This is a genomic window from Streptomyces sp. S07_1.15 (assembly GCF_020739505.1).
GTDB lineage: Bacteria > Actinomycetota > Actinomycetes > Streptomycetales > Streptomycetaceae > Streptomyces > Streptomyces xinghaiensis.
Map to the genome: position 1 here is coordinate 5345845 of NZ_JAJBZK010000001.1, position 23834 is coordinate 5369678.

A 23834-nucleotide genomic window follows, 5' to 3' on the forward strand; every position below is an offset into this window, starting at 1 on the left:
CGTATGACCGCTTCAGCGGCCGTCCATACCGCCCGCCGCCCCGTCCGGCCCCGTCAGCTTCCGGCGAAGAAGCCGGCGATGGCCGAGACGAATCCGGGGTCGCGGACGGCCGTCAGATGGTCTCCGGGGACGGTGTGCAGCCGGGCGCCCGGTATGGCGTCCGCCAGCACCGCCGGCCGTACGGCCAGCGGGTCCTCGTCCCCGGCGATCACCAGCGTAGAGGCCGTGACCTCGGTGAGCGGCATCGGTGCCCGGTGAACGGCGGCGGCGTGGGCGGCGAGGGCGGCGCGGTCCGCGCCGACCGCGTCGGCCAGGGCGCGGAAGCCGGCGGCCTCCGCCGCCACGGTGGAGGGGTCCTCCGCGGTGAGCGCGGCGATCACCGAACCCGTCGGCAGGGCGCGGGTGTCCAGGCCGCCGACCTCCACGACCCCGGCGCCCACGCCGCCCACCACCAGGCGTGTCACGCGCTCGTCCCCGGCGGCCGCGAGCAGGGAGACGACGGCGCCCATCGAGTAGCCGGCGAGGTGCACCCGCTCGGCGCCCAGGAGGTCGAGAAGCCTGCGGAGGTCGCGGGCCATCACGGCCTCGCCGTAGGCGGCCGGGTCGTGCGGCTTGCCGGACCGCCCGTGGCCGCGGGCGTCGATGCCCACGACGCGGTGGCCACGGGCGGTGAGCTCGCCGACGATGCCCGGCGCCACCCAGTTGACGAAGGTGTCCGCGACGAAGCCGTGGTGCAGCACCACGGGCGGGGTGCCCGGGACGGCGGTGTCCGCGCCGTAAACGTGGTAGGTGAGGGGCGTGCCGTCGGCGGCGGTGAACCGGTGGGCGGTTCCGCGCGGATATCCCTCCGGGCCGGCCGGGTCTCCGCTGCCGGCCGATGCCTGCTGTGTCATGCCGTCGTCCCGTCGTGTCGGTGTCGGTGTCGGTGTGGATGTCGGTGCGGGTGCGGGTGCGGGTGCGGGTGCGGATGCGGATGCGGGTGCGGTGTGGGCGGCGGTGTCCGGGGACCGTGGTTCCGGGCCCGGCTCCGCCGCCGGGATCCACGGTCCGGGGCGCCAAGCGAGGTCCGGGGCACCGGCCGGGCCGACCGTAACCGCGGGCGGCGCGGCGGGGCGAGCCTCTTGTGCCCTGGGCACAGCGGGGCGCCGGCCGGTCTGGACGGCCGCCCAGACGGCGCCGGCCCGCCGGACGCTCCCGAAGCGGCTCCGGGCGCCGGTCGGGACACCGGTACGGCCGGTGGCGGGTGCCCGGCGCGCGGCGGGCCCGGCACGCCCCCGCTGTGGGCTCGCACAACGGGGCGCATACCGCTTCTGGGAGCCCGCCCCGATCTCGTCCCCGGCCATGGACCGCGGTTCCGCGCCCGTGGTGTCGTGACGGCCCGATCCGGCCATACGAGGAGGGCCCTTGCGTGCCTGGCAGGTCCACGAACCGGGGGAACCCGTCGCCGCACTGCGCCTGGAGGACGTCGAGGATCCGGTGCCGGGCCCCGGCCGGATCCTCGTCCGGGTGCTCGCGGCGGCGGTGAACTTCCCCGACGCCCTGCTGTGCCGCGGGCAGTACCAGCTCAAGCCGCCGCTGCCGTTCACCCCTGGCCTGGAGGTCTGCGGAGAGGTGATCGGGACCGGCGAGGGCGTGACCACCCCGGCCGTCGGCGAACGGGTCGTCGGACTCTCCGCGCTCCCGCACGGCGCCTTCGCCGAACGGACGCTCATGGAGGCCGACTCCGCACTCCCGGCCCCCGCCGCCCTCGACGACACGGCGGCCGCCGCGTTCTACATCAGCTACCAGACGGGCTGGTTCGGGCTGCACCGGCGGGCCGCGCTGCAGCCCGGGGAGACGCTGCTGGTGCACGCCGCGGCGGGCGGTGTCGGCAGCGCCGCCGTCCAGCTCGGCAAGGCGGCCGGGGCCACCGTCATCGGCGTGGTGGGCGGCCCCGAGAAGGCCGGACTCGCACGCCGGCTCGGCGCGGACGTGGTCGTGGACCGGCACCGCGAGGACTTCGCCGACGTCGCCCTGGAGGTCACCGCCGGGCGCGGCGCGGACGTCGTCTACGACCCGGTGGGCGGCAGCGCGTACAGCGGTTCGGCGCGCTGCATGGCCTTCGAGGGACGCATCGTGGTCGTCGGCTTCGCCAGCGGTGTCGTGCCCCGGCCGAACCTCAGCCGGGCGCTGCTCGGCAACTACACCATCCTCGGCCTGCACTGGGGCCTGTACGCCCGGCGGAGCCGCCCCGAAGTGCTGCGCGCACACCGGGAACTGACGGCGCTCGCCGACCGGGGCGTGGTGACCCCGCTCCTCGGGGAGCGGCTGCGGCTGCCGGACGTCGCCGACGGCTTGCAGCGGCTCGCGGACGGGACGACCGCCGGACGGGCGGTGATGCTGCCGGACTGACCGGACTGACCAGACTGACCGTGCTGAGCGGACCGGCCGGGCCGTGGGAACGCCCGGACCGGCGGAGGAGCAGAGACGCAGAGACGCAGAGACGCAGAGACGCAGAGGCGCAGAGAAGCAGGGGGAGCCGAGGAACGGAGCCGGCGCGGGGGCGGAGGAACGGGGCCGGCAGGGGAACGGATGAACGGTCGGCCGGTTCCAGGGGGCGCACACCGGGGGGATCCGCACCGGGGGATTCACACGAGGAGTTCCTGATGAGATCGGTGAACCAAGAGCACGGCGGCAGGGCACCGGGACGACCGCCGCGGCGCCTGCACGGACGGCGGGCCGAACTCCGGGCCCTGGGCGCGCTGCTGGAGGCGGCACAGCGAGGGACCGGTGGAGCGCTGCTGCTCGTGGCCGAGCCGGGGCTCGGCCGCAGCGCCCTGCTCGACCGGGTGGCGGCGCACGCCTCGGGGACGTCGGGGCGGTCCGCTCCGGGACGCGCGCCGGAGCACGCGCCGGGGCTCACCGGCGGGTGCGTGGCCACCGTGCTCCGTATCCGGGCGGTGGCCGCGGAACAGCACATCCCCTACAGCGGTCTGCACGCCCTGCTGACCCCGGCGGCGTCCCTCCTCCCCGCGGTCACACCGCGCACCGCGCCCCTCGCCGAGGCGCTGCGCCTGGCCCGCCCGGTCCCGCAGGACACGGCGGCCGCCCGGGGCGCCGCGGCGGCTCCGGACACGACGGCTGCCCCCGCCACGACGGCTGCCCCCGACACGGCGGTGTCGGCCCCGCGGGAGACCGTTCGGGGCGCAACGGCCGGGCGAGGTGCGGCGGTTGCCGCTGGCGCGGCGGTGGCTCCGGGCGGCGGCCCCGGGCCGGAACACGAAGGTGGTGCAGGTCCGGGCCGGGGCGTCGCGGCGGCCCGGGGCACGGAGTCCGTCCGAGGCGGGGACCGGGTCCCGGCGAGCGGATTCCCGGGCGGCGTGTGGCGGGACACGGCCGAGAACCCTTCCGCCGTGCCGCCGCAGGCCGCGGACGGGCCGGCCGGTGCACGCGCGCCCGCGCTCCGCCCCGGCCGGCCCGCCGGTGCCGCAGCCGGTGCCGCCGCGAGCGCCTGCTCGGGCACCGGCCCCGGCACCGGTGCGGTCGCGGACGCCCTCCTCGCCCGGCTCGGGGAGCTGACACGCCGCGGGCCGCTCCTCGTCTGCGTCGACGACGCCCATCTGCTCGACCCCGACTCGCGCGCCGTCCTGGGGTTCACCGCGCGCCGCCTCGACGGCGGCCCGCCCGTCGCTCTGCTGCTGAGCGTGGAGCAGGGGCGGGCGGGCGAACCGGAGTTCGCCGGTGTTCCGGCCCTCTCACCGGCACCCCTGGCCGAGCCCGACGCCCTGGCCCTGCTCGACGACCTGCTGCCCGGTGACGCCGCGCCCGCCGTACGGGAGGCGCTGCTCCACGAAGGCTGCGGCAATCCCAGCCTGCTCACCGACCTGGTGGCCGGCCTGACCCCGGCCCAGCTGGCCGGGGCCGCCCCGCTGCCGGAGCCGCTGCCCGCCGACGGGCCGCTGCTGCGCGACGGCGCCGCGCGGCTCCGGGCGCTGCCGCCCGATACCCGGCTGCTGCTCCTGCTGGCCGCCGCCGCGCACGAATGCGCGGGCCAGGGGGCCGGCATCGGCGCCGATCTGCTGCTGTGCGCGGCGCGCCGGGCCGGGCTCGCCGGGGCCGCCCTGGAGCCCGCCGAGACGGCCGGTGTCGTACGGACCGAGGGTGACCGGGTCCGCTTCGCCCACCCGACGCTGCGCCGCGTGGCCTACGGCGGCGAACCGCTGGCCCGCCGCCGTGCCGCGCACGCGCTGCTCGCCGGAGTGCTGGCCGCGCGCGGCGAGGCGTACCGGCTGCGGGCCCTGCGGCACCGGGCGGCCGCCACCGAACAGCCGGACCCGGAGCTGGCCGACCGGCTCGCCGCCGCCGCGGCAGCCGCCCCGGGCGCGGCCCACGCCCACGGCGAACGGGCCGCCGCCCTGGCCCGGGCCGCCGAGCTCACCGTCTCCACCGACGCCCGGGTCACCCGGCTCGCCGCCGCGGCCGAGCACGCCTGGCTCTCGGGCCGTCCCCACCGGGCGCGCTCCCTGCTCGCGGCGGGCCGCGAACTGCCCGCCCGGGAAGCCGTACGGGGCCGGGCCGAACTGGTGCGCGGCATCCTCGAACTGCGGGACGGCGTGGTCACCGACGCCCGCGAGGTCCTGCTGCACGCGGCCCGGCTGCTGGAACCGCACGACCGGCCGGGGGCCCGCCGTGCCCTGCTGCACGCGGCGGAGGCGGCCTGGGCCGACGGCGACGTGACCGGCTATCTCTCCGACATCGGCCGCGCCACGGCCCTGACCTCCCCGGGCGGCACGGCCGGGGATGACCGTGAGGCCGCGGCCTGTGCCGCCGGTGACGCTGACGGCGGTGACGGCGGTGACGGCGGTGAGCACGACCCCGGTGAGGGCGGCGGAGGCGCCGGCCACCGCCGCGTACGGACGCCCGCCGCCCCACCCGCCCGTACGGGCGCGCCCGCCGCCCGGTCCGGGCGCGGGCCGGAGCCGCACGGTCCGGCCGGGAGCGCCCTCCTCGACGCCTACTGCGACGGGATGCGCGCGGTGATGAGCGGCCGGTTCACCGACGGAAAGGAGCCGCTGCGCCGGGTGATCCGGCTGGGCCGGGGCGCCGAGGAGCACGAGAGCCTCATCCGCGCCGGAGTGGCGGCCCTGGTGCTCGGCGAGGTCGGCGCGGCCTGCGAGATCAACACCCGTGCCCTGGCCCTCGCCCGCGTCCGCGGACTCGACACCCTCGTCCCGCAGACCTTGGAACACCTGGTCTACGCGGAGCTGCGCGCGGGCCGTCACACCCGGGCCCACGCCCACGCCCTGGAAGGGCTGAAGGCCGCGGGCCGCGCGGGTCAGCGGAACTGCGCCGCGCACCACCACGCGGCCCTGGCCATGACCGCCGCCCTCCGCGGTGACGCGGCGGCCTGCGAGGAGCATGCGCGGGCGGCCGGCGAGAACGCGGGCCCGCACGGCCTCGGGGTGGCCGCCACGCTGGCCGTGTGGTCGCTCGCCCTCGCGGACCTGGGCCGGGGCCTGCCCCGCGAGGCCCTGGTCCGGCTGCGCCCGCTCGTGGGCACCGGCGCCGGGCGCGGGCATTTCGCGCTGCGCATGATCGCCGTACCGGACCTGGTGGAGGCCGCGGTGCTGGCGGGGGAGCCGGGCGTGGCGCGAGCCGTGCTGCCGGAGTTCGAGATCTGGACGGCGCACACGGCCGATCCGCAGACCCCGGCGCAGCTCGCCCGCTGCCGCGCGCTGCTGGCGGTGGAGCCGGCGGCGGGCGAGCCCGGCCGCACCGGGCGGCGCGCCGTCCCGGCAGGCGCGCCGGCGGCCGGTGTGACCGGTACGGGGGGCGCGGCCGGTGGGGCCGAGGCGGCCGGGTACGGGGTGCCGGCGGCTCGGGTGGCCGTCTCCGCCCTCCCCGGCGCCGTATCCGCACCGCGGCCCTGCCGGACGGCCGGGGCGGGGGAGCCGGCCGGTCCGGCGGTGACCGGCGGCTGCCCGGAGGACGGGACGGGAGGCGGGAGGGGAGCCGGGACGGCGGCCGGAACCGGAGCCGTGACGGCGGCCGGGACGGACGCCGGGACCGACGCCCTCTTCGCCCGGGCCCTGGAACTGCACGACCTGGCCGGCGGTGATTTCCAGCGGGCCCGCACCCAGCTGCTGCGCGGCAAGATGCTCCGCCGCAAGCGCCGCCCGGGAGCGGCCCGGGACCATCTGCGCGACGCGCTCGTCTCCTTCGAGCGGTGCGGCGCCGCGGCCTGGGCCGAGCAGGCGCGGGCCGAGCTGCGGGCCACCGGCGAGGCCGGACGGGCCGCCGAGGCCCCCGCCGTCGCCGGGCTCCTCACCCCGCAGCAGCTGCGGATCGCGCGCTGCGTGGCGGAGGGGGCGACCAACCGCGAGGTGGCGCTCCGGCTGTCCGTCAGCCCGCGCACCGTCGACCACCATCTGCGCAATGTGTTCGCCGCGCTCGGCATCAGATCCCGGGTGGAACTGCCCCGGCTGCTCGCCGCGGCCGGGCCGGCAGCCGGGCCCGGAGCCGGGACCGCGAACGGCCCGGTGCGGGCACGGGCGGCCCGGCCGGGGCCGTGACCGGAAACATGCCCGGGGACCGGTCCGTCCCCCGGGTGGCGAGGCCGGCCGCTCCCGGCCCGGAGACCGGCTCCGCCGCAGCTCACCGGGGTGGAGCCCGGGCGGGGACGGGCCGGCCGGGGCGGCTGTCGCGGACCGAGGCGGCGCTGCGGCCGGGCCGCAATTCGGACACGGTTGCGGGCATGGGTATGGACGAATGACCGACCGGACGGTATGTCCTTGGAGGAAGAGGACGCACCACCCCGGAAACACCGGGGGCGGGCCGGTTGCCACGGCCCGCCCCCCGCCCAGGCCCCCGCACCCGTGGAGGACCGAGATGCACCCAGTCGTACGGGCCCGAGTGCGGGCCCTGCCGGGACTGCCCGCGGCGGACGAGCCGGTCCGGTCGCGGGCGAGCGCCGAGGCGGTCACCGTGCTGCACCGCGCCGCCCGCGTGCTCATCGACCAACTGCCCCTGCTGACCGACCGCGTCGTCACCCTGCTCCGCGAGCAGGAGCCCGCCTACCGTGCCCCCACCACGGACCCGGACGACCTGTGGCAGGAGGTCCACGGCTCCCTCCGCCACAACGTCGGCTCCCTGCTGCGCCCCAAGGAATCCCGCGAGTCGGCCCGCCAGTGCTCCTGGCGGATCGGGGCCGAGCGCGCCGAGCAGGGCATGCCGCTCGACGCCGTGCTGCACGCCTTCCGGCTGGGCGGCTCGGTCGTCTGGCAGGGCCTGGTCGAGGCGGCGAGCGAACGGAACCCGGAGGACGCGCACCTCCTCGTCCACGTCGCCGCCGACGTGTGGAACTTCGTCGACGAGCACTGCGGACTGGTGTCCGACGCCTACCGCCAGGTCGAACGCGAGCTGACCTGGCGCCGCGAGAACCGGCGCCGGCTGATGACCGAGGCCCTGCTCGACGGCACCACCCGCATCTCCGACCTGCCCGAGGTGGCCGCCGCCCTCGGCCTGCCCGAGGACGGCCGGTACGCCGTCGTCGTGGTCACCGGCGGTCGGCGGGCCGCGTACGGGGGAGGGGAGCCGCTGTCCGTCCCGGACGGGATGAGCGTCGTCTGGCACACCGGGGCCGACGCCGACCACGGCATCGTCCTCGTCGGTGACGGCAGCCCGGCCGCACTCGCCGCCCGCATCAAACCGCCACCGGGCGGCCGGGCCGGGATCAGCTCCGTGGTCGGCGGCCTGGCCGCCGTCGGGGACGCGCGCAGGCTGGCCGCCAACGCCCTGCGCTGCGCCGCAGGGGACGGCGATGTGGCGGTGCTGGAGGAGCATCTGCCCGCCGCGATGGTCATCTCCTCCCCGGAGCTCGGGGCCGCGCTGACCGAGCGCGTCCTGGGGCCCGTCCTCGAACTGGAGCCCTCCGACCGGGACATCATGCTGGACACGCTCACCGTGTGGCTGGCCGCGCAGGGGTCGGCCGTGCGCGCCGCGACCCGGCTGTTCTGCCACCGCAACACGGTGCTCAACCGGCTGCGCCGCTACGAGCAGCTCACCGGGAGCTCCCTCGGCAGCCCGCAGGACGTGGTCGAACTGTCGCTGGCCCTGACGGCGCGCCGGCTGCTCCGGGTCTGAGGCCGCCCGCCCGGCGGCGGAGCCCGGAGCTCCGCCGCCGCCCGTCCGCGAGCCGGGCGTCCCGGTGCCGGCCCGCGCCTCCCGTCCGGACGAGCTCGTTCGGGCTCCTCGGGTACGGCCGGATCGCTGCCCGCTGCCCGCTGCCCGCCGCCCCGGGTGACGGTCGTCCGTGCCGCCCCCGGGGCGTGTGCGCGGCGCGCGGGGCACGCGCGGCACCGTCCGGCCGGCGTCCCGGCGCCCCCGTTCCCGCGTGCTCGGACACCGGCCCCCCCGGGCCCCCCGGGCCTGCCCGCGCTCCGGTGCTCCGCCCGTTCCGCCGGCCTTCCGGCGGCCGGTGACCCGGCCCGGCCCGTGGAGGAGGCCCGCCGAGCCGGCCCGTACGCGGGCCCGCCCGGCGGCCCGGACAGCGGTTCCGTAACCGGACGATGGCGCACGGTGTGACAGCGCACAGTCCGTGCGCGGCCCTCTTGGGCCCGGTCACCGAGGTGCGGTCCCCGCCTGTACGGCCGCCGGGCCCGCTGCTGTCGTGACGCGGGTGACTTCCGCTTCCGCCTTCCTCGACGCCGGAACGCTGGCCTATGTGATCTTCTCGGCCTGCGTCGCCATCTCGTTCCTCCTCTGCGTGCTCGCGGCCACCGACACCGACGAACCCGCCCAGTTCTACACGGGCAGCGGCGGGATGAGCCCCGCCCAGAACGGGCTCGCCATCGCCGGTGACTACATCTCCGCCGCCACTGTGCTCACCACCACCGGGGCGATCGCCCTCACCGGCGCCGACGGCCTGCTCAGCGCCGCCGCCACGGTGCTCTCCCTCTACCTGCTGAAGCTGCGGCTGGCCGGGCCGCTGGCCGAGGGGCCGCGCCACTACACGCTCGGCGACATCCTGGCCCGCCGGCTGCGGGAGCGGCCCGCGCGGATCGCCATCGCGCTGGTCACGCTGATCGTCACCTTCCCGATCCTGCTGGTGCAGCTCGCCGCCGCCGGAATCATGATGACCACCCTGCTCGACCTGCCGGGCGAGGCCGCCACCACGATCAGCACGGTCTTCGTCGGCCTGCTGATGGTCGGCTACGTCGCCTTCGGCGGCATGCGCGGCACCGGGCTCGTCCAGATCATGAAGATCGTGGTGGTGACGCTGGTGACCACCGTGCTCGCCGCGATGGTCCTGCACCGCTTCGGCTGGAACCCGATCCGGCTGATGACCACCGCCGCCCGGAACAGCGGGGCCGGCGACGGCTACTGGACCACCGGCGTCCAGTTCGGCCGCTCCGCGCTGAACCGCGTGGAACTCCTCAGCCTGGACCTCACCCTCGTCCTCGGCGTGGCCTGTATGCCGCACGTGATGATGCGGCTCTACACCCACCGCGGGGCCGAGGCCGCCCGCAAGTCCATGCGGTGGGCCGTGGGCACCGTCGCCGGCTTCATGGTGACCATCGTGGTGCTCGGTATGGGCGCCGCCGCCCTGGTCGGCGGAAAGGAGCTGTACCGGCAGGACCACGCCGGCGGCACCGCCCTGCTCGCGCTGACCCGGGTCCTGGACAGCGGGGCGCGCGCCGCCGACCAGAGCCTGCTCTTCGCGGTCGTGGCCTGCGCCGTCTTCGTGACCGTCCTCGCCGCCGTCGTCGGCATCACTCTCGCCGCGGCCACCACCGTCGCCCACGACCTCCTCGCCCGGACCGTCTTCCGGGGCCGGCTGTCCCGCGGCCGGGAGGTCCGGTACGCCCGCTGGGCCGTCCTCGGTGTCGGCACCACGGCGGTGCTGCTGGCGATCCCCGCCCAGGGCTGGAACGCCCAGGTGCTGATCGTCTACACCTTCGGCGTCGCCGCCTCCGCGCTGCTGCCGACCCTCGTCTACACCTTCTTCTGGCGCGGCTTCACCACGGTCGGCATGTACGGCAGCCTCTACGGCACGACGGTGCTGCTGACCGTGCTGACGGTCTTCTGCCCCGGGGTCTCCGGGCTGCCGGTGTCGATCTTCCCGGACCGCGACTTCGCGTGGTTCCCGCTCCAGACCCCCGGCATCGTCACCATCCCGGCCGGCTTCCTCCTCGGCTGGCTCGGCTCCGTCCTCTCCCGCCCCGAACAGCGGCGCGACGGCGGCCCCGGTGAGGGCGGCACCGGTGAGGGCGGCGACGGCTACGACGGCGGCGGCCACGGCGCGGCGGACCCGCGGGAGGACGGCACGGCCACCGTCCCGGCCGGCCGCTCCGACGAGTGGTTTCCCTCCTGGCCGGCCGCGGAACGCCGTGGTCCGCGGCACTCCCCCTCTGGGCGGACGCACAACGGGCACGGGCGGCCCTTGGGAGTGGGACCCGACCTGGCCGACTGACCTGTACCCGCCTCCGGCGCCGTGTTGTCGTATCCGTCACTTCCCCCGAACCGCCCCCGCGCGGACCCCGAGGAGAATCCATGCCCGATGTCTCTCCCGAGGCCCTGCACATCCAGGACCTCGACGTGTCCTACGGACAGTCCGTCCGCGCTCTGCGGGGTGTGACCCTCACCGTCCCCGCCGGCAGCGTGGTCGCCCTGCTCGGCGCCAATGGTGCCGGGAAGAGCACCCTGCTGCGCACGGTCTCCGGCACCCTGCGGATGCACCGCGGCGCGATCACCGCGGGAAGCGTGGAATACGCCGGCCGGAAGCTCAACGGCGCCGACCCGGTGACCGCCGTCCGCGCCGGAGTCGTCCAGGTACCGGAGGGACGCCGCGTCTTCGGCGCGCTGACCGTCGACGAGAACCTCCGCGCCGGCGGCCTCGGACTGCACCGCTCCCGCCGCGACAACGCCGCCCGCGACCGGGTCTTCGGCCTCTTCCCACGCCTCGCCGAACGCACGAACCAGCGCGCCGGGCTCCTCTCCGGCGGCGAGCAGCAGATGCTCGCCATCGGCCGTGCCCTGATGGCCGCCCCCAAGCTGCTGCTCCTGGACGAGCCGTCGCTCGGCCTGGCCCCGCAGATGGTGGCGCGGATCGGCGAGGTCGTCACGGAGATCAACCGGCAGGGCACCTCGGTGCTCCTCGTCGAACAGAACGCGGCCATGGCGCTCGAACTCGCCGGACACGCGTACGTCCTGGAGGTCGGCGAGGTCCGGCTCTCCGGACCCGCCGCCGAGCTGGCCCGCACCGACGAGGTGCGCCGGCTCTACCTCGGCGAGGAGACACCCCGGCAGGAGCCCGTCGCGGCGGGCGCGGAGAAGGGGCGGTGAACGGGGTGAAGCAGCCCAGCACGAGTCCGGCGGCCGCCGGGAAGACGACCGGGGCCGAAGGCACCACCGAAGCCACCGGCACCGCAACCACCGGCACCGTCACACCCCCGCTGCGCGTCGAGGACGTCACGGTGCGGTTCGCCGGACTGACCGCTCTCGACGGCGTCGGCTTCACCGTCGAGCCCGGCAGCATCCACGCCCTCATCGGGCCCAACGGCGCCGGCAAGTCCACCTGCTTCAACGTCCTCTCCGGGGTCTGCCGCCCGGCGAGCGGCAGCGTCCACTTCGGCGACCACGAGCTGACCCGGCTCCGCCCGCACCGGATCGCCGCCCTCGGTATCGCCCGCACGTTCCAGAACATCGTCATGACCGCGGGCACCGTCGCCGACAACCTGATGCTGGGACGGCACGTCCTCACCCGGGCCGGCTTCGCCGCGACCGCCCTGCGGCTGCCCTCGGCCGTACGCGAGCAGCGGGTCCACCGGGAGCGCGCCCGGGAGATCGCCGAACTCGTCGGTCTCGGGCGGCTGTTCGACACCCCGGTGGCCCTGCTCTCGTACGGCGACCGGAAGCGGGTCGAGATGGCCCGCGCCCTCTGCCTGGAGCCGCGGCTGCTGCTCCTCGACGAGCCGGTGGCCGGGATGAACAGCGCGGAGCGGCAGCGCACCGCCGAGACCGTCCGGGCCGTACGGGAGGAACTCGGCCTCTCCGTGCTCATCGTCGAACACGACATGGGCCTGGTCATGCGGCTCGCCGACGCCGTGACGGTGCTCGACTTCGGCCGCCGCATCGCCGGCGGCGCGCCCGGCGAGGTCCGCCACGACCCCGCCGTGCTCCGGGCCTATCTCGGCACCGGAAAGGAAGAGGTCCCCGACCCCGATCCGGACCCGGAGCCGGGCTCCGGCCCGGACCCGGGCCCGGACTCACAGGAACGACAGGAAGAGGAGCACTCCGCATGAGCACGGCTGCGGAAATCGTGCTGAACGGGCTCGCCCTCGGCTCGGTGTACGCCCTGGTCTCCCTGGGCTTCGTCATCATCTTCAAGGCATCCGCCGTCTTCAACTTCGGCCACGGATCGCTGCTGCTGCTCGGCGGCTACCTCACCGCCGTCCTGCACGAACACCTCGGCTTCGCCGCCGCGCTGGCCGTCGCCGTCGTCGCGACGGCCGCCGTGGCCGCCGCCATCGAACGGCTGCTGCTGCGCAACACGGACCCGCACGCCGCGCACACCCTGACGATCATCACCATCGGTGTGGACATCGTCCTGATGACCGACCTGGCCCGCCGGATCGGCGGCGACCTGCTGAGCCTCGGCGACCCCTGGGGCAACGGCATCGTCGAGTTCGCCGGGGTCACCGTCGCGCAGAGCCGGATCGCCTCGATCGTCGCCGCCGTCCTCGTCATCGGCGCCGTCTTCGCGGTCTTCCGCTTCACCTCGTGGGGCCTGTCCCTGCGCGCCGCCGCCGAGGACCGGGAGGCCGCCGCCCTCATGGGCATCCGGCTGGAACGCATCCGGATGCTCGCCTGGTGCCTCGCCGGGGCCCTGGCCGCCATCGCCGCGGTCTTCCTGACCGCCTTCCCGTCCGCCGGACTGGAGCGCACCACCGGGCACATCGCGCTGGCCGCCTTCCCGGCCGCCGTGCTCGGCGGCATGACCTCACCGACGGGCGCCCTGCTCGGCTCCCTGCTCATCGGCGTCACCGAGGCCCTCTGCGCCGGCTACCAGACGGAACTCTCCGCGCTGGGCTCCGGCTTCAGCGACGTCGCACCGTACGCGGTGATGGTGCTGGTCCTCATGTTCCGCCCGACCGGGCTGCTCGGTACGAAGGAGACCGTCCGTGTCTGACCGCACCACCGACAAGCACGACGCCACAGCCGGCACCGCCGGCGGCGAGCGCGCCCAGCCCGCCCCGGCGGCGGCCGGCACCGCGACCGGGACGGAGGCCGCGACCGCGACCGGGCCGGCGACCGCGCCCGCCCCCGGCGGCCCCGGCGACGGCGCCGGCGGGGCCCCCGGGCCGGACACCGCTCCGGCCCCGGCCGGCCGGCGGATCACCCCCGCCCGCGTCCTCCCCTTCGCCGCCGCCCTCCTCCTCTGCGTCTTCCCCTTCTACCTCGACGCCGCCTGGCTCCAGATCGGCCTGTTCGCCATGGCCGCCGCCATCGGCGCCATCGGCCTCAACCTGCTGACCGGCAGCACCGGCCAGCTCTCCCTGGGCCACGCCTTCTTCCTCGCCGTCGGCGCCTACGGCTACGCCTGGTTCGGCGGCGACCCCGGCCCCGGGCTGCCGCCGCTGCTCGCGCTCGTCCTCGCCGTCGCCCTGACCGGCGTCGCGGGCGGCCTGTTCAGCCCCATCGCCGGCCGGCTGCGCGGCATGTACCTGGGCGTCGCCACCCTCGCCCTGGTGTTCCTCGGCCACCATGTGATGCTGAACGCCGAGCCGGTCACCGGCGGCTACAACGGCCGCTCCGTACCGGCCATGGAGATCTTCGGCTTCTCCTTCACCGGCAGCGACCCGTACCTGGCCGTGCTGGGCGTGCCCTTCGGCGCCACCGAACGCCTCTGGTACCTCGCCCTGGCGCTGCTCGCCTTCGCCTGGTGGACCGCGCACAACCTGCTGCGCGGCCGCTCCGGCCGGGCGCTCACCGCCGTACGCGACAGCGAGGTGGCCGCCGCCGTGCTGGGCGTGCCCGTCGCCCGCTACCGCTCCGGCGCCTTCATCGTCTCCTCGATGTACGCCGGTCTCGCCGGCGCGCTGATCGCCCTGATCTCCCAGACCGTGGTGCCCGACTACTTCAGCCTGGCGCTCTCCATCGACTACCTCGCCATGATCGTGATCGGCGGCCTCGGCTCGGTCGGAGGCGCCGCCGTCGGCGCGCTCTTCGTCAGCGCCCTGCCGCTCGTCATCGCCCGCTACGCCGACCAGCTACCGCTGATCGAGCCGCCCGGGGCCCCCGGAAACGCCGTCGGCCCCGCAGACGCCGCCCGCTACCTCTACGGCGCGGCCATCGTCCTCATCCTCCTCCGCGCCCCCGGCGGGCTGAGCGGCCTGCTGCACAGCGGCAAGCTCCGCCGCTTCCGTACCGGCGTCCGTCCCCGTACCACCAACGAAACCCAGGAGCCCACCTCATGAAGCACAGCAGGAGAGCCGCCGTCGCGGCGGCGGTCGTCGCCCTGGCCCTCGCCGGGACCGGCTGCAGCACCAAGGCCCAGGAGTCCGACGGCGGCAAGGCCGGCGCGGACGGGGTCAAGACCGGTCCGGGTGTCACCGAGAAGACCATCAAGCTCGCCGCGCTGACCGACCTCAGCGGTCCGTATGCCACCCTCGGCAAGAGCATCGTCCAGGCCCAGAAGATGTGGGCCGAGGACGTGAACAAGGACGGCGGCATCTGCGACCGCAAGATCGAGATCGTGGTGAAGGACCACGGCTACGACGTGCAGAAGGCCCGCTCCGCCTACACCGAGGTCTCGCCCGACGTGCTGGCCATGCCGCAGGTGATCGGCTCGCCCGTGGTCGCCGCCCTGAAGGACAGCGTGGCGAAGGACAAGATCCTCACCTATCCGATGGCGTGGGCCGCGTCCCTGCTCGGTGAGGACGCCATCCAGGTCCTGGGCACCACCTACGACATCGACATGATCAACGCCGTCGACTTCCTCAACCGCGAGGCCGGGGTGAAGAAGGGCGACAAGATCGGCCACGTCTACTTCGAGGGCGACTACGGGCAGAGCGCCCTGGAGGGCGCCAAGGCCGCCGCCAAGGAGCGGGGCATGACCGTCGTCGAGCAGAAGATCAAGCCGACCGACACCGATCTGTCGGCCCAGGTCTCGGCCCTGCGCGCGGCCAAGGTCAAGGCGGTCCTCATCAGCGCCGGACCCACCCAGACGGCTTCGCTCGTCGGCGTCTCCGCCGCCAAGGGCTTCACCGTCCCCGTCCTCACCAGCGCCCCGGGCTACGCCCCGCAGCTGCTGAAGACACCGGCCGGCCCGGCCCTGGAGAAGATGCTGCACATCGTCAGCGCCACCCCGCCGGTCAGCCACGACCTGCCGGACCTGGAGAAGATGGTCGCCGACTACCAGAAGAAGTACCCCAAGGAGCTGGTCGACTCCGGCACCCTCTCCGGCTACAGCGCCGTCACGGCGCTCGACGCGGACCTCCGCGCGGCCTGCGAGGCCAAGGACCTCACCCGTGAGGGCCTGGTCAAGGCGCACCGCGCGCAGAGCGAGCACAAGGGCTTCGGCGTGACGCAGGACTTCAGCGACGCCTCGCAGCCCGCGACGTACGCCTCGTACATCTCCAAGCCCGACCCGAAGAAGGTCGGCGGCTCGGTGCTGGTCGAGGACGCGCACGAACTGCCGGAGGCGCGGGAGTACTTCAAGAACCGCTCCTGACCCCCGCTGCCCGGGACCCGCGATCCGGGATCCGGGAGCCCGGGAAGCACTGACACGGACGGCGGTCCGCACGGCCCCTCAGCCCGGGGGAGCCGAGCGGACCGCCGTTGGCCGTGCGCCGCGGCCCGTTCCGCCGGCCGCTCCGGGGCCGTGCGGAGCGTCCCCCGCCGCGACAAGGCCGGGGAAACCGCCCGGAAGCGTTGCCTCCGCCGTGCCGCTCCGGGGAGACTGCATTCCGTGACTACCGGGTCGGCCATGGGCCACGCACGAGTGAGGCACCCGGCCACGAGGTGAGGACGGGGCGGGCCAGAGGCCCGCCTGCCCGCTCCGCCCCGGCGGCCGCCGCGCACCCGCGCACCGCGATCATGCGCCCCTGCGCCCGCACGCGCACTCCGCGCCGCCGTTGCCCGGCGTTCCTCCGCACCGCCCGAACGGTGCGCCTCCCCGCCCGTCTTCCGGCGCGGCCGCACAACCGCGCGACCGCCGGGGCCGGCCGGGACGCCCGCCACCGGCCCTCCGGCCGGACGGCAACCCTCACCCCACGCACTCACCGGCGGCGACCGCCCGCCTCCCGGCGCCTGACGCCCCCGCGCACACGGACGCGTCCGGCCGCCGGCGGCCCGCGGCGGCGCCCGCCGGAGAACCGGAGACACACCGCAGCATGCCGAACGACTTCAACCAGCAGATCATCGAGGAGTTCCGCGCCAACGGCGGCCGCGTCGGCGGCCCCTTCGAGGGCGCCCGGCTCCTCCTTCTGACCACCACCGGCGCACGGTCCGGCCGGCAGCACACCACTCCGCTGGGCTGCCTGCCCGACGGGGAGCGGGTGCTGGTCATCGCCTCGGCCGGCGGCTCACCGCACCACCCGGACTGGTACCGCAACGTCCTGGCGCACCCCCGCGTCACCGTCGAGGACGGCGCCTTCACCTACGAGGCGGGGGCGGCCGTCCTGGAGGGCGCCGAACGGGACCACCTCTTCGCCCGCGCGGCCGAGGCCGACCCGGGCTGGGCCGACTACCAGGCCGGGGCGGGACGGACCCTGCCGGTCGTCGCCCTGACCCCCCTCCCGGGCCCGCCGCGCCCGAACGCGGCGTCCTGGGGCGCGGCCCTCCAGCTCGTCCACGACGCCTTCCGCCGCGAACTCACCTTGATCCGCGGGGAACTCGCGGACTCGGGACCGGGCGCGCTCGGCGCCCAGCTCCGCGTCAACTGCCTGACGTTCTGCCGGAACCTGCACGGCCACCACACCAACGAGGACGCCGGGATGCTCCCGGCCGTGGCCGGACGGAACCCGGAGCTGGCCCCGGTGACGGAGCGCCTGTACCGGGAGCACGAGCGGATCGCGGCCCTGCTGGACACCCTCCGCGACCTCGTCTCCGCCGGGGACGCGGAGCCGGCCGCCGTCCTCCCCGAGTTCGACCGCCTCACCACCGAACTCGAAAGCCATCTGGCCTACGAGGAGGAGCACTTGATCCCCCTCCTCGACGCCGCGACCACCTGACCCCACGGGCGCCCGGCCCACCGGGGGAGACGCCGTGACGCCCGCGCGCCCGGCCCGGGCGTCACGGCGCACGCCGCCGGCCGTCCGGCCGTCCCGGGGCCTCAGCCGGCCGGGGAACCCTCCGGGGCGGCGGGCGGCAGGGCGGTGAGCGCCAGGACGGCCAGGTCGTCGCGGAGCCGCTCGCCCCACCAGGCGTGGGCGTCCTCCATCAGCACCGCCGTGATGTGGTCGGCCGGGCGCGCGGTGCCGGGCGGGGGCGGCTGCTTGGCGACGACGGCGGCGAGGTCCTCGGACTCCCGCTGGTGGTACGAGCCCGCGCCCTCGGTGAAGCCGTCGGTGTAGAGGACGAGGGTGTCGCCGGGCAGCAACTCGGTCTCCGTCACCGGGTGGTGCACCTGCCCCAGGGCGCCCAGCAGCGGCCCGTGCACATCGAGGACGGTCGTGCCGCCGTTCGCCCGGCGCAGCAGCGGGGCGGGGTGGCCCGCCGAGGCGAGGTGGAGGCGGGTGGGCGTCACGGTGGTGTCGACGACGACGTAGGCCAGGGTGCAGAAGGGGGTCCGCTGGCGGCGCAGGGCCCGGTCGACGAGGTCGAGGACATGCGCCGGGTCGGGGGTGTGCTGGGCCGCGGCCCACAGGGTGTGGCGCACCAGGCCGGTGATGGCGGCCGCGGCCGGGCCCTTGCCGCAGACGTCGCCCAGGACGAGGACGTGCCGGCCGTCGGCCGCGGCGAAGGCGTCGTAGAAGTCGCCGCCGATGTGCAGCCCGCTGCCGTGGGGGTGGTAGCGGGCGGCGAGGTCGAAGCCGGGCAGGGCGGGGAGGTGGGGCGGCAGCAGGGGGTGTTCGAGTGCCTGGGTGGTGGCGCGCAGCCGGTGCAGCAGGCGGTCCTGCTGGATGCCCACGGCCATCTGGTCGGCGATGCCCTCCAGGGTGCCGGAGGCGGCGGAGGACAGCGGGGCGGTGCTGCCGAGGGCGAGCACCCCCAGCAACTCCCCGCCGGAGACGAGGGGATAACCCACGCAGACGGTGGAGTCCTCGCCCGGGACCTCGTCGAGGGCGGGGCGGCGCTCGGCGGCGACGCGTTCCATCAGCGCCTGGCGGACCCGGACGTGCGCCGGGGTCGGACCGTCGGCCGGGCCGTCGGCGCACACCGTGTGGTCCAGCCGGTCACCGGCCGGCGTCCGTACCGCCCAGACGCACGCGAAGACGGCCGACAGCCGGTTCACCGCCGCCTTGACGCACCGCTCCAGCCGCTCCGGCAGCGGCCCCGGAGCGGTCATGGCCGCGGCGACCTCCGCGCTGAGCAGCGCGTGGCTCGTCCGCTCGGCGAGCTGACGCTGGGCGCGCAGCCGTTCGGTGATGTCCTCGACGAGCAGCAGCCGGCGCTCCCGCCCCTCGGGGTCGAGGACCTGCTGCGGGGCCAGCCGCAGCGCCTGCGCCGTGCCGTCCGGGCGGAGACGTTCGAAGACCGCGCCGGGGTCGGCGCCGGGCTCTCCGCCGGACGAGGCGAGATGCCCCTCCAGCCGGGCGTGCAGGGTCTCGGGGAACAGGGCGGTCAGCGGCCGGCCGAGCGACTCGGGCTCGCCGAGGTCCAGGATGTCGGCGGCCTTGTTGTTCCAGGCGGCCATGGCCCCGGAGGCGTCCAGCATCAGCGCGCCGACCGGCGCCTGGGTGAGGAACTCGCCGAAGAGGTGGTCCCCCATTTGCCGGCTGATCGCCGTGCCGGCGCCGAGCCGGTACTGGGCCGCGGCCCGCACCGTCGTATAGGTGCGCTGCCGGCCGAGCGCCGTCATCATCTCCCGGGCCACCCCGGGCAGCCGGTCCGCCTGCGAGGCGGGGAGGTGGCGCGCCCGGTCGCCGGAGAACAGCAGGGGCAGGGCGGCGAGATCACCCTCGGTCTCCGCGGTGGAGACGGCGATCACCACCAGGTCGGCGGGGTGCGGACGCACCGCGTGGACGAGGCCGAAGGGGGACGGCAGCTCCTGGCCGAGCACCACCAGCGTGGGACGGCGCTCGCCGCGCACCCCCTGGGTGTGGTCCACGAGCTGCTCGGGCGGGACGAAGAGCACGTCGGCTCCCGGGCCGAGCACCGCCTGCAGCGCCGACACCGCGCCCGGGAGTACGCCGACAAGGAGGACGCGGGGTCTGTCCGGAGGCACCGTCATCCCTCCAGCAGCGGTTCGTCGAGCAGGGCCCGGCCCGTCCAGATGCGCAGCACGTCGGTGGTCGGGGCCATCACATGGGCCGCGCGGGCGTCGCGCAGCATCCGGTGCAGGGGGGAGTCCTGGCCGTAGCCGATGCCGCCGACCAGGGTCAGGGCGTCGTTGATGACGCGCTCCGCCGCCTCGGCGACCTCGGCCTTCGCGGACGCCAGCCCCATCAGCGCCTCCGCGCCGCCGGCCTCCGCCTCCACGGCCGCGTGGAAGATCAGCCGCCGGGTGCGCTCCACCCGGGCCCACATCGACCCCAGCCGGTGCTGGACGACCGGCTGCGAGGCCAGGGCCCGGTCGGAGTGGGCGTGCCGGCGCCGCAGCAGATGGGCGCGGGCCTCCTCCAGAGCGGCGGCGGCGACGCCCAGGTAGGTGCCGGCCATGGCCATCAGGAAATACGGGGCGACGACGTTGAAGACGTACCAGATCTGGTCGCCCTCCTCGCCCAGCAGACGGGACTGCGGGATGTCCACCCCGCGCAGCTCCAGGGAGCGCGAGGAGTTGCCGCGCATGCCGAACCCGGTCCACGGCTCGCCCCACACCTGCCCCGCCGTTCCGGCGTCGAGCACGGCGCAGGAGAACAGGCCCGGCGGGATACCGGGGTCGGCCGCGACCGCGGAGAGCACATAGGAGTCCGCGTGGGCGGCGTTGGTGACGAAGCTCTTGGTACCGGTCAGCCGCAGCCGGCCGGGACGGCTGTGCTCCATGCGCGTCTGCGGCAGCCAGAACTCGCCGCCGGTGGCCGGCTCGGACAGGGCGAGCGTCGTCAGATGCTCCCCGGCGGCGATCGGCCGCAGATACCGCTCCTGCTGCTCCGGGGTGGCCTTGGCGGCGATCACGGCGGAACCGGCCAGATGCATGCCGAAACAGATGGACGTCGACGCGCAGGCCCGGCCCGTCACCTCGCCGACCTGCGCCACGGCCAGCAGACCGTGCCCCAGGCCGCCGAACCGCTCGGGCACCACCAGCCCGCCCAGCCGCCGCCGCAGCGCGGCCATGCCCTGCTCCGGCCACCGCTGCCCGGCGTCGGTCTCCGCCGCACGGGGGGCCAGGACCTCGTCCGCGGCCTCGCGTGCCAGGGCCACCACCTTGCCCAGCTCGATCCGCGCCACCGCTGCACCGTCCTTCTGTGTACGGGACCCGGTCGAAGGACTTCGGCGGGCGTCTCCGGCTGTCAACCCACCGACTTTCCGCCGACTCGCGCCGCGGAGTCAAATCGCACGGGAAGGCGAGCTTCCGCGGAAACCGGCCCGGCGCGGCCTCCGGCGCGGCGGCACCGGCCGCCCCGGAGGTCCGGGCCCCGGCTCAGTGCTCCGGCAGGCGCTGGAGCAGGCCCCAGGTGAACTCGGCGATCACCCGGCGCCGTTCACCGGTCGCCGCGTCCGGTGCCGTGAACGCCAGCCGCCAGCGGGTCGGGGCCGAGCCCTCCATCGGCGTGGCCGGGGCGAAGGCGCGGGCCACCTCGTCCACCGTGCAGCTCCAGGGACGCAGATCACCGAGCGTCCGCAGGACGGGGCCGGGGGCGCCCGGGGCGCGGACCAGCCACTCGTTCCACACCTGGCCGCCCGGCGCCGCCAGCACCTCGAACCGCAGCTCCGGCCAGAGCGGCACACGCCAGCGCAGGGCCTCGCACTCCAGGTCGCCGATGCGGCGCGGGGCACGGGACTCCGGCGGGCCGAGCACCGAGCGGTAGCGCGCCAGGGCGCCGCGGGCCCGGGGCGAGCGCACCATCGCCTGCCAGCGGCGGTTGGCCTCGCGCATCACCGCCCGGCTCTCGCCCAGCTCCCGCAGGGCGTCCTCGACGAGGCCGGGCTGGTGGTCGGCCATCCGCCGGAGCAGCACGAGCTGGAACAGGAGAGGACCGGGCAGGGGCGGGGGAGGGGCGTCACGCGGGAAGGCGGGCCCGGCGGGCCCGGCGGCCCCGGCGGCCCCGGCGCCGGCGGCGGATCGGGTGCCGGCGGCGGGGCGGCTGCTGTCGTCGGGACCCGGGGCGCCGGCGGGCGGTTCGGAACGGCTCATGGCTCCATCGTCCCGCGGCGCGGGGGCGCGGAGCGGCCGGCGGGGGAGCGGCGGGATCCGGCGGCACGGTGAGGGGCCCGGCGCGGCCGGAAGACCCCGGAGCCCGAGAGCCCCGGAGCCGCGGAGCCGGAAAGCCCGGAGACGGTGACGACCAGGCTTATTGCCGCCCGAACGGCCCGCGGTTAGGCTGGCGTTCGTCATACCGATCAACGGCCGGGGTTTCGAACGCTCCGTTCCGGGCGCCGCCGCTGACGGAAGCGACTGCCGGAAGTAGGTGAGTGAGCGGTTATGGGACGCCTGGTACCCGCCGTGACCCGAGCCCTGGACATCCTGGAGCTCTTCCTCGAAGGAGACGGTACGCTCTCCGCCCCCGAGATCACGCGCAAGCTGCAACTGCCGCGCACCACCGTGCACGAGCTGGTCACCACGCTCGCCGCCCGCAACTACCTCGTGGCCGTCCCCGACCAGCCCGGCCGCTACCGGCTCGGCGTCCGCCCGTACCAGCTCGGCAGCCGCTACGCCGAGCAGCTCGACCTCGCCGCCGAGGGCCGGCAGGTGGCCAGGGGCGTCGCCGAGACCTGCGACGAGACCGTGCACGTCGCGATCCTGGAGGGCACCGACGTCATCTACATCGCGAAGGTGGACAGCACCCACGCCGTCCGCATGGTCTCCGCGGCCGGCCGCCGGCTCCCCGCGCACTGCACCTCCGTCGGCAAGATGCTGCTCGCCTCGCTCCCCGAGACCGAACTGAAGCAGCTCTTCCCCGACGGCCGGACGCTGACCGCGATGACGGACAACAGCATCACCTCGCCCACCGCGCTGCGCCGCCAGCTCGCCGCGATCCGCGAGAGCGGGATCGCCGTCGAGCACCGGGAGTCCAACCCGGACGTCAGCTGCGTGGCCGCGCCGGTGCGGGACTCCGCGGGCACGGTCGTCGCGGCGCTCTCCATCTCCGTACCGATGATCCGCTGGAGCGAGGAGCGGCACGCGGAGCTGTCGGAGCTGGTCGCCAAGGGCGCGGCCGAGCTGTCGGACCGTCTCGGCTACCGTGGCCGCCCATGAGCACAGTGACTCCCGGCCGCACGGCCCGGCACCCCCGCCCGGAGGTGGCCGTCCGCGAGACCGCCGAACTCGGCGAGGGGCCGACCTGGGACCCGGCGACGGGCCGGCTGATCTGGATCGACATCCTCTCCTCCCGCGTCCACGGCTACGACCCGGCCACCGGCCGCCGCACGGTCTTCACGACCGGACAGCACGTCGGCGCCGTGAAGCCGCGCGCGGGCGGCGGCCTCGTGCTCAACCTCCGCGACGGCGTGGCCCTGCTCTCCCCGGAGGGCGCCTTCTCCTGGCTGCACCACGACCCGGTGCCGAACCGCCGGGGCAACGACGCGGCCGTGGCGCCGGACGGCTCGCTCTGGGCGGGCACCATGACGTACGACGAGACCCCCGGCGGCGGCAGCCTCACCCGGATCGCGCCGGACGGCACGGCGGCCGAGGTGCTGCCGGACTCCACCGTCAGCAACGGCACCGGCTGGAGCCCCGACGGACGGCTGATGTACTACGCCGACTCCCCGACCCGCCGCGTCGACGTCTTCGACGTCGCCGGTCCGGACATCCGGGGCCGCCGCACCCTGGCGGAGATCGAGGACGGCGCGGGCTACCCGGACGGGCTGTGCGTGGACGCCGACGGCTGCGTCTGGGTGGCGCTGTGGGACGGCGGCGCGATCCGCCGCTACACCCCGGACGGCCGTCTGGACCGCACCCTCCCCCTCCCCGTCCGCCGCCCCACGGCCTGCGCCTTCGGCGGCCCGGACCTCACGGACCTGTACATCACCACGGCCCGCGTCGGCCACCGCCCCCACCCCCTGGCCGGCTCCCTCCTCGTCCTCCCGAACGCGGGCCAGGGCCTCCCGCAGCCCCCGTTCGCCGGATGACCGGTCTTCCCGGACGGAGAGCGACGGGTGCAGCGGGAGTGCGAGGCGGACCACGGTCCGGCCGGCCCTCACTCGCCTGACGGGATGCGGTACTGCGATCCGTCGGGTGAATGCCGGGCTCTGACCGGTCTGATCCGCTGGGAGTCCTCGCTCGACGGTCTGATCGGTGCCGCCAACCACTGCGATGCGGACGACCGGCCTTCTGTCCGGCTGGATCGTGATGCGGTGAGGGGCATTTTGCGGCGATGTGTCTCCGGGCAGCTGGACGCTCTCGAACTGCCGCGCTGGGCTGAAGCGGTGCACATGCTGAACCGTGTCGAGATCGACGAAGCAGACCGTGATGTGCTGACCCAATTCCTCTTCGAGGTGTCGACTCCTGAACTGTTCGAGCCGATCACCGTTGACGTATGCCGGCGATGGATCCGTCGTATGGAACAGGCGTAGCGCTCCGCTCACGCAGA

Annotated in this window: 17 protein-coding genes; 13 read left to right on the plus strand and 4 right to left on the minus strand. The window is 75.8% G+C overall.

What is annotated here, in order from left to right:
* Positions 1 to 53: 53 nt before the first annotated feature.
* The gene (locus LIX60_RS22875; protein WP_227960153.1) at positions 54 to 893 is read right to left on the minus strand and encodes an alpha/beta fold hydrolase; all 840 of its coding nucleotides are present in this window, start codon (positions 891 to 893) and stop codon (positions 54 to 56) included.
* Positions 894 to 1404: 511 nt separating this feature from the next.
* On the opposite strand from LIX60_RS22875, the gene LIX60_RS22880 reads away from it, so the two are divergent.
* The 10 genes from LIX60_RS22880 to LIX60_RS22935 all read left to right on the plus strand — a co-directional run bounded on the left by LIX60_RS22880 (position 1405) and on the right by LIX60_RS22935 (position 17213).
* The gene (locus LIX60_RS22880; RefSeq protein ID WP_019709164.1) at positions 1405 to 2391 is read left to right on the plus strand and encodes an NADPH:quinone oxidoreductase family protein; all 987 of its coding nucleotides are present in this window, start codon (positions 1405 to 1407) and stop codon (positions 2389 to 2391) included.
* Between the two features lie 254 nt (positions 2392 to 2645).
* Complete coding sequence (locus LIX60_RS31530) at positions 2646 to 6551, plus strand: LuxR family transcriptional regulator (RefSeq protein ID WP_265584910.1); 3906 nt, start codon at positions 2646 to 2648, stop codon at positions 6549 to 6551.
* A gap of 316 nt (positions 6552 to 6867) precedes the next feature.
* On the plus strand, positions 6868 to 8121 hold the full coding sequence (locus tag LIX60_RS22900; protein WP_227960154.1) for a CdaR family transcriptional regulator: 1254 nt from the start codon (positions 6868 to 6870) through the stop codon (positions 8119 to 8121).
* 535 nt (positions 8122 to 8656) lie between these two features.
* Positions 8657 to 10450, plus strand: coding sequence for a cation acetate symporter (locus LIX60_RS22905; RefSeq protein ID WP_227960155.1), 1794 nt, complete (start codon positions 8657 to 8659; stop codon positions 10448 to 10450).
* 80 nt (positions 10451 to 10530) lie between these two features.
* On the plus strand, positions 10531 to 11322 hold the full coding sequence (locus LIX60_RS22910; protein WP_227960156.1) for an ABC transporter ATP-binding protein: 792 nt from the start codon (positions 10531 to 10533) through the stop codon (positions 11320 to 11322).
* A gap of 110 nt (positions 11323 to 11432) precedes the next feature.
* The gene (locus LIX60_RS22915) at positions 11433 to 12281 is read left to right on the plus strand and encodes an ABC transporter ATP-binding protein (protein WP_227962879.1); all 849 of its coding nucleotides are present in this window, start codon (positions 11433 to 11435) and stop codon (positions 12279 to 12281) included.
* The gene (locus LIX60_RS22920; RefSeq protein ID WP_227960157.1) at positions 12278 to 13168 is read left to right on the plus strand and encodes a branched-chain amino acid ABC transporter permease; all 891 of its coding nucleotides are present in this window, start codon (positions 12278 to 12280) and stop codon (positions 13166 to 13168) included. The genes LIX60_RS22915 and LIX60_RS22920 overlap by 4 nt, the downstream gene beginning before the upstream one ends.
* Positions 13169 to 13373: 205 nt before the next feature.
* The gene (locus LIX60_RS22925) at positions 13374 to 14456 is read left to right on the plus strand and encodes a branched-chain amino acid ABC transporter permease (protein WP_227962880.1); all 1083 of its coding nucleotides are present in this window, start codon (positions 13374 to 13376) and stop codon (positions 14454 to 14456) included.
* Positions 14453 to 15712, plus strand: coding sequence for an ABC transporter substrate-binding protein (locus LIX60_RS22930; RefSeq protein WP_227960158.1), 1260 nt, complete (start codon positions 14453 to 14455; stop codon positions 15710 to 15712). The genes LIX60_RS22925 and LIX60_RS22930 overlap by 4 nt, the downstream gene beginning before the upstream one ends.
* A 661-nt stretch (positions 15713 to 16373) precedes the next feature.
* The gene (locus LIX60_RS22935) at positions 16374 to 17213 is read left to right on the plus strand and encodes a nitroreductase/quinone reductase family protein (RefSeq protein ID WP_227960159.1); all 840 of its coding nucleotides are present in this window, start codon (positions 16374 to 16376) and stop codon (positions 17211 to 17213) included.
* Between the two features lie 101 nt (positions 17214 to 17314).
* Here LIX60_RS22935 and LIX60_RS22940 read toward each other — a convergent pair whose 3' ends face one another.
* The 3 genes from LIX60_RS22940 to LIX60_RS22950 form a co-directional block, all read right to left on the minus strand.
* Complete coding sequence (locus LIX60_RS22940) at positions 17315 to 19318, minus strand: SpoIIE family protein phosphatase (protein ID WP_227960160.1); 2004 nt, start codon at positions 19316 to 19318, stop codon at positions 17315 to 17317.
* A 53-nt stretch (positions 19319 to 19371) separates the two neighbouring features.
* Positions 19372 to 20532 carry an acyl-CoA dehydrogenase family protein gene (locus LIX60_RS22945; RefSeq protein ID WP_227960161.1) on the minus strand — a complete coding sequence of 387 codons (1161 nt, stop codon included), beginning with the start codon at positions 20530 to 20532 and terminating at the stop codon, positions 19372 to 19374.
* A 193-nt stretch (positions 20533 to 20725) separates the two neighbouring features.
* Complete coding sequence (locus LIX60_RS22950; protein ID WP_227962881.1) at positions 20726 to 21247, minus strand: hypothetical protein; 522 nt, start codon at positions 21245 to 21247, stop codon at positions 20726 to 20728.
* A gap of 480 nt (positions 21248 to 21727) precedes the next feature.
* On the opposite strand from LIX60_RS22950, the gene LIX60_RS22955 reads away from it, so the two are divergent.
* The 3 genes from LIX60_RS22955 to LIX60_RS22965 all read left to right on the plus strand — a co-directional run bounded on the left by LIX60_RS22955 (position 21728) and on the right by LIX60_RS22965 (position 23817).
* On the plus strand, positions 21728 to 22501 hold the full coding sequence (locus LIX60_RS22955) for an IclR family transcriptional regulator (protein WP_227960162.1): 774 nt from the start codon (positions 21728 to 21730) through the stop codon (positions 22499 to 22501).
* Positions 22498 to 23373 carry an SMP-30/gluconolactonase/LRE family protein gene (locus LIX60_RS22960; protein WP_227960163.1) on the plus strand — a complete coding sequence of 292 codons (876 nt, stop codon included), beginning with the start codon at positions 22498 to 22500 and terminating at the stop codon, positions 23371 to 23373. The genes LIX60_RS22955 and LIX60_RS22960 overlap by 4 nt, the downstream gene beginning before the upstream one ends.
* Positions 23374 to 23457: 84 nt before the next feature.
* Positions 23458 to 23817 (plus strand): hypothetical protein, encoded by a 360-nt coding sequence (locus LIX60_RS22965; protein ID WP_227960164.1) that lies wholly within the window; start codon positions 23458 to 23460, stop codon positions 23815 to 23817.
* Positions 23818 to 23834 lie beyond the last annotated feature (17 nt).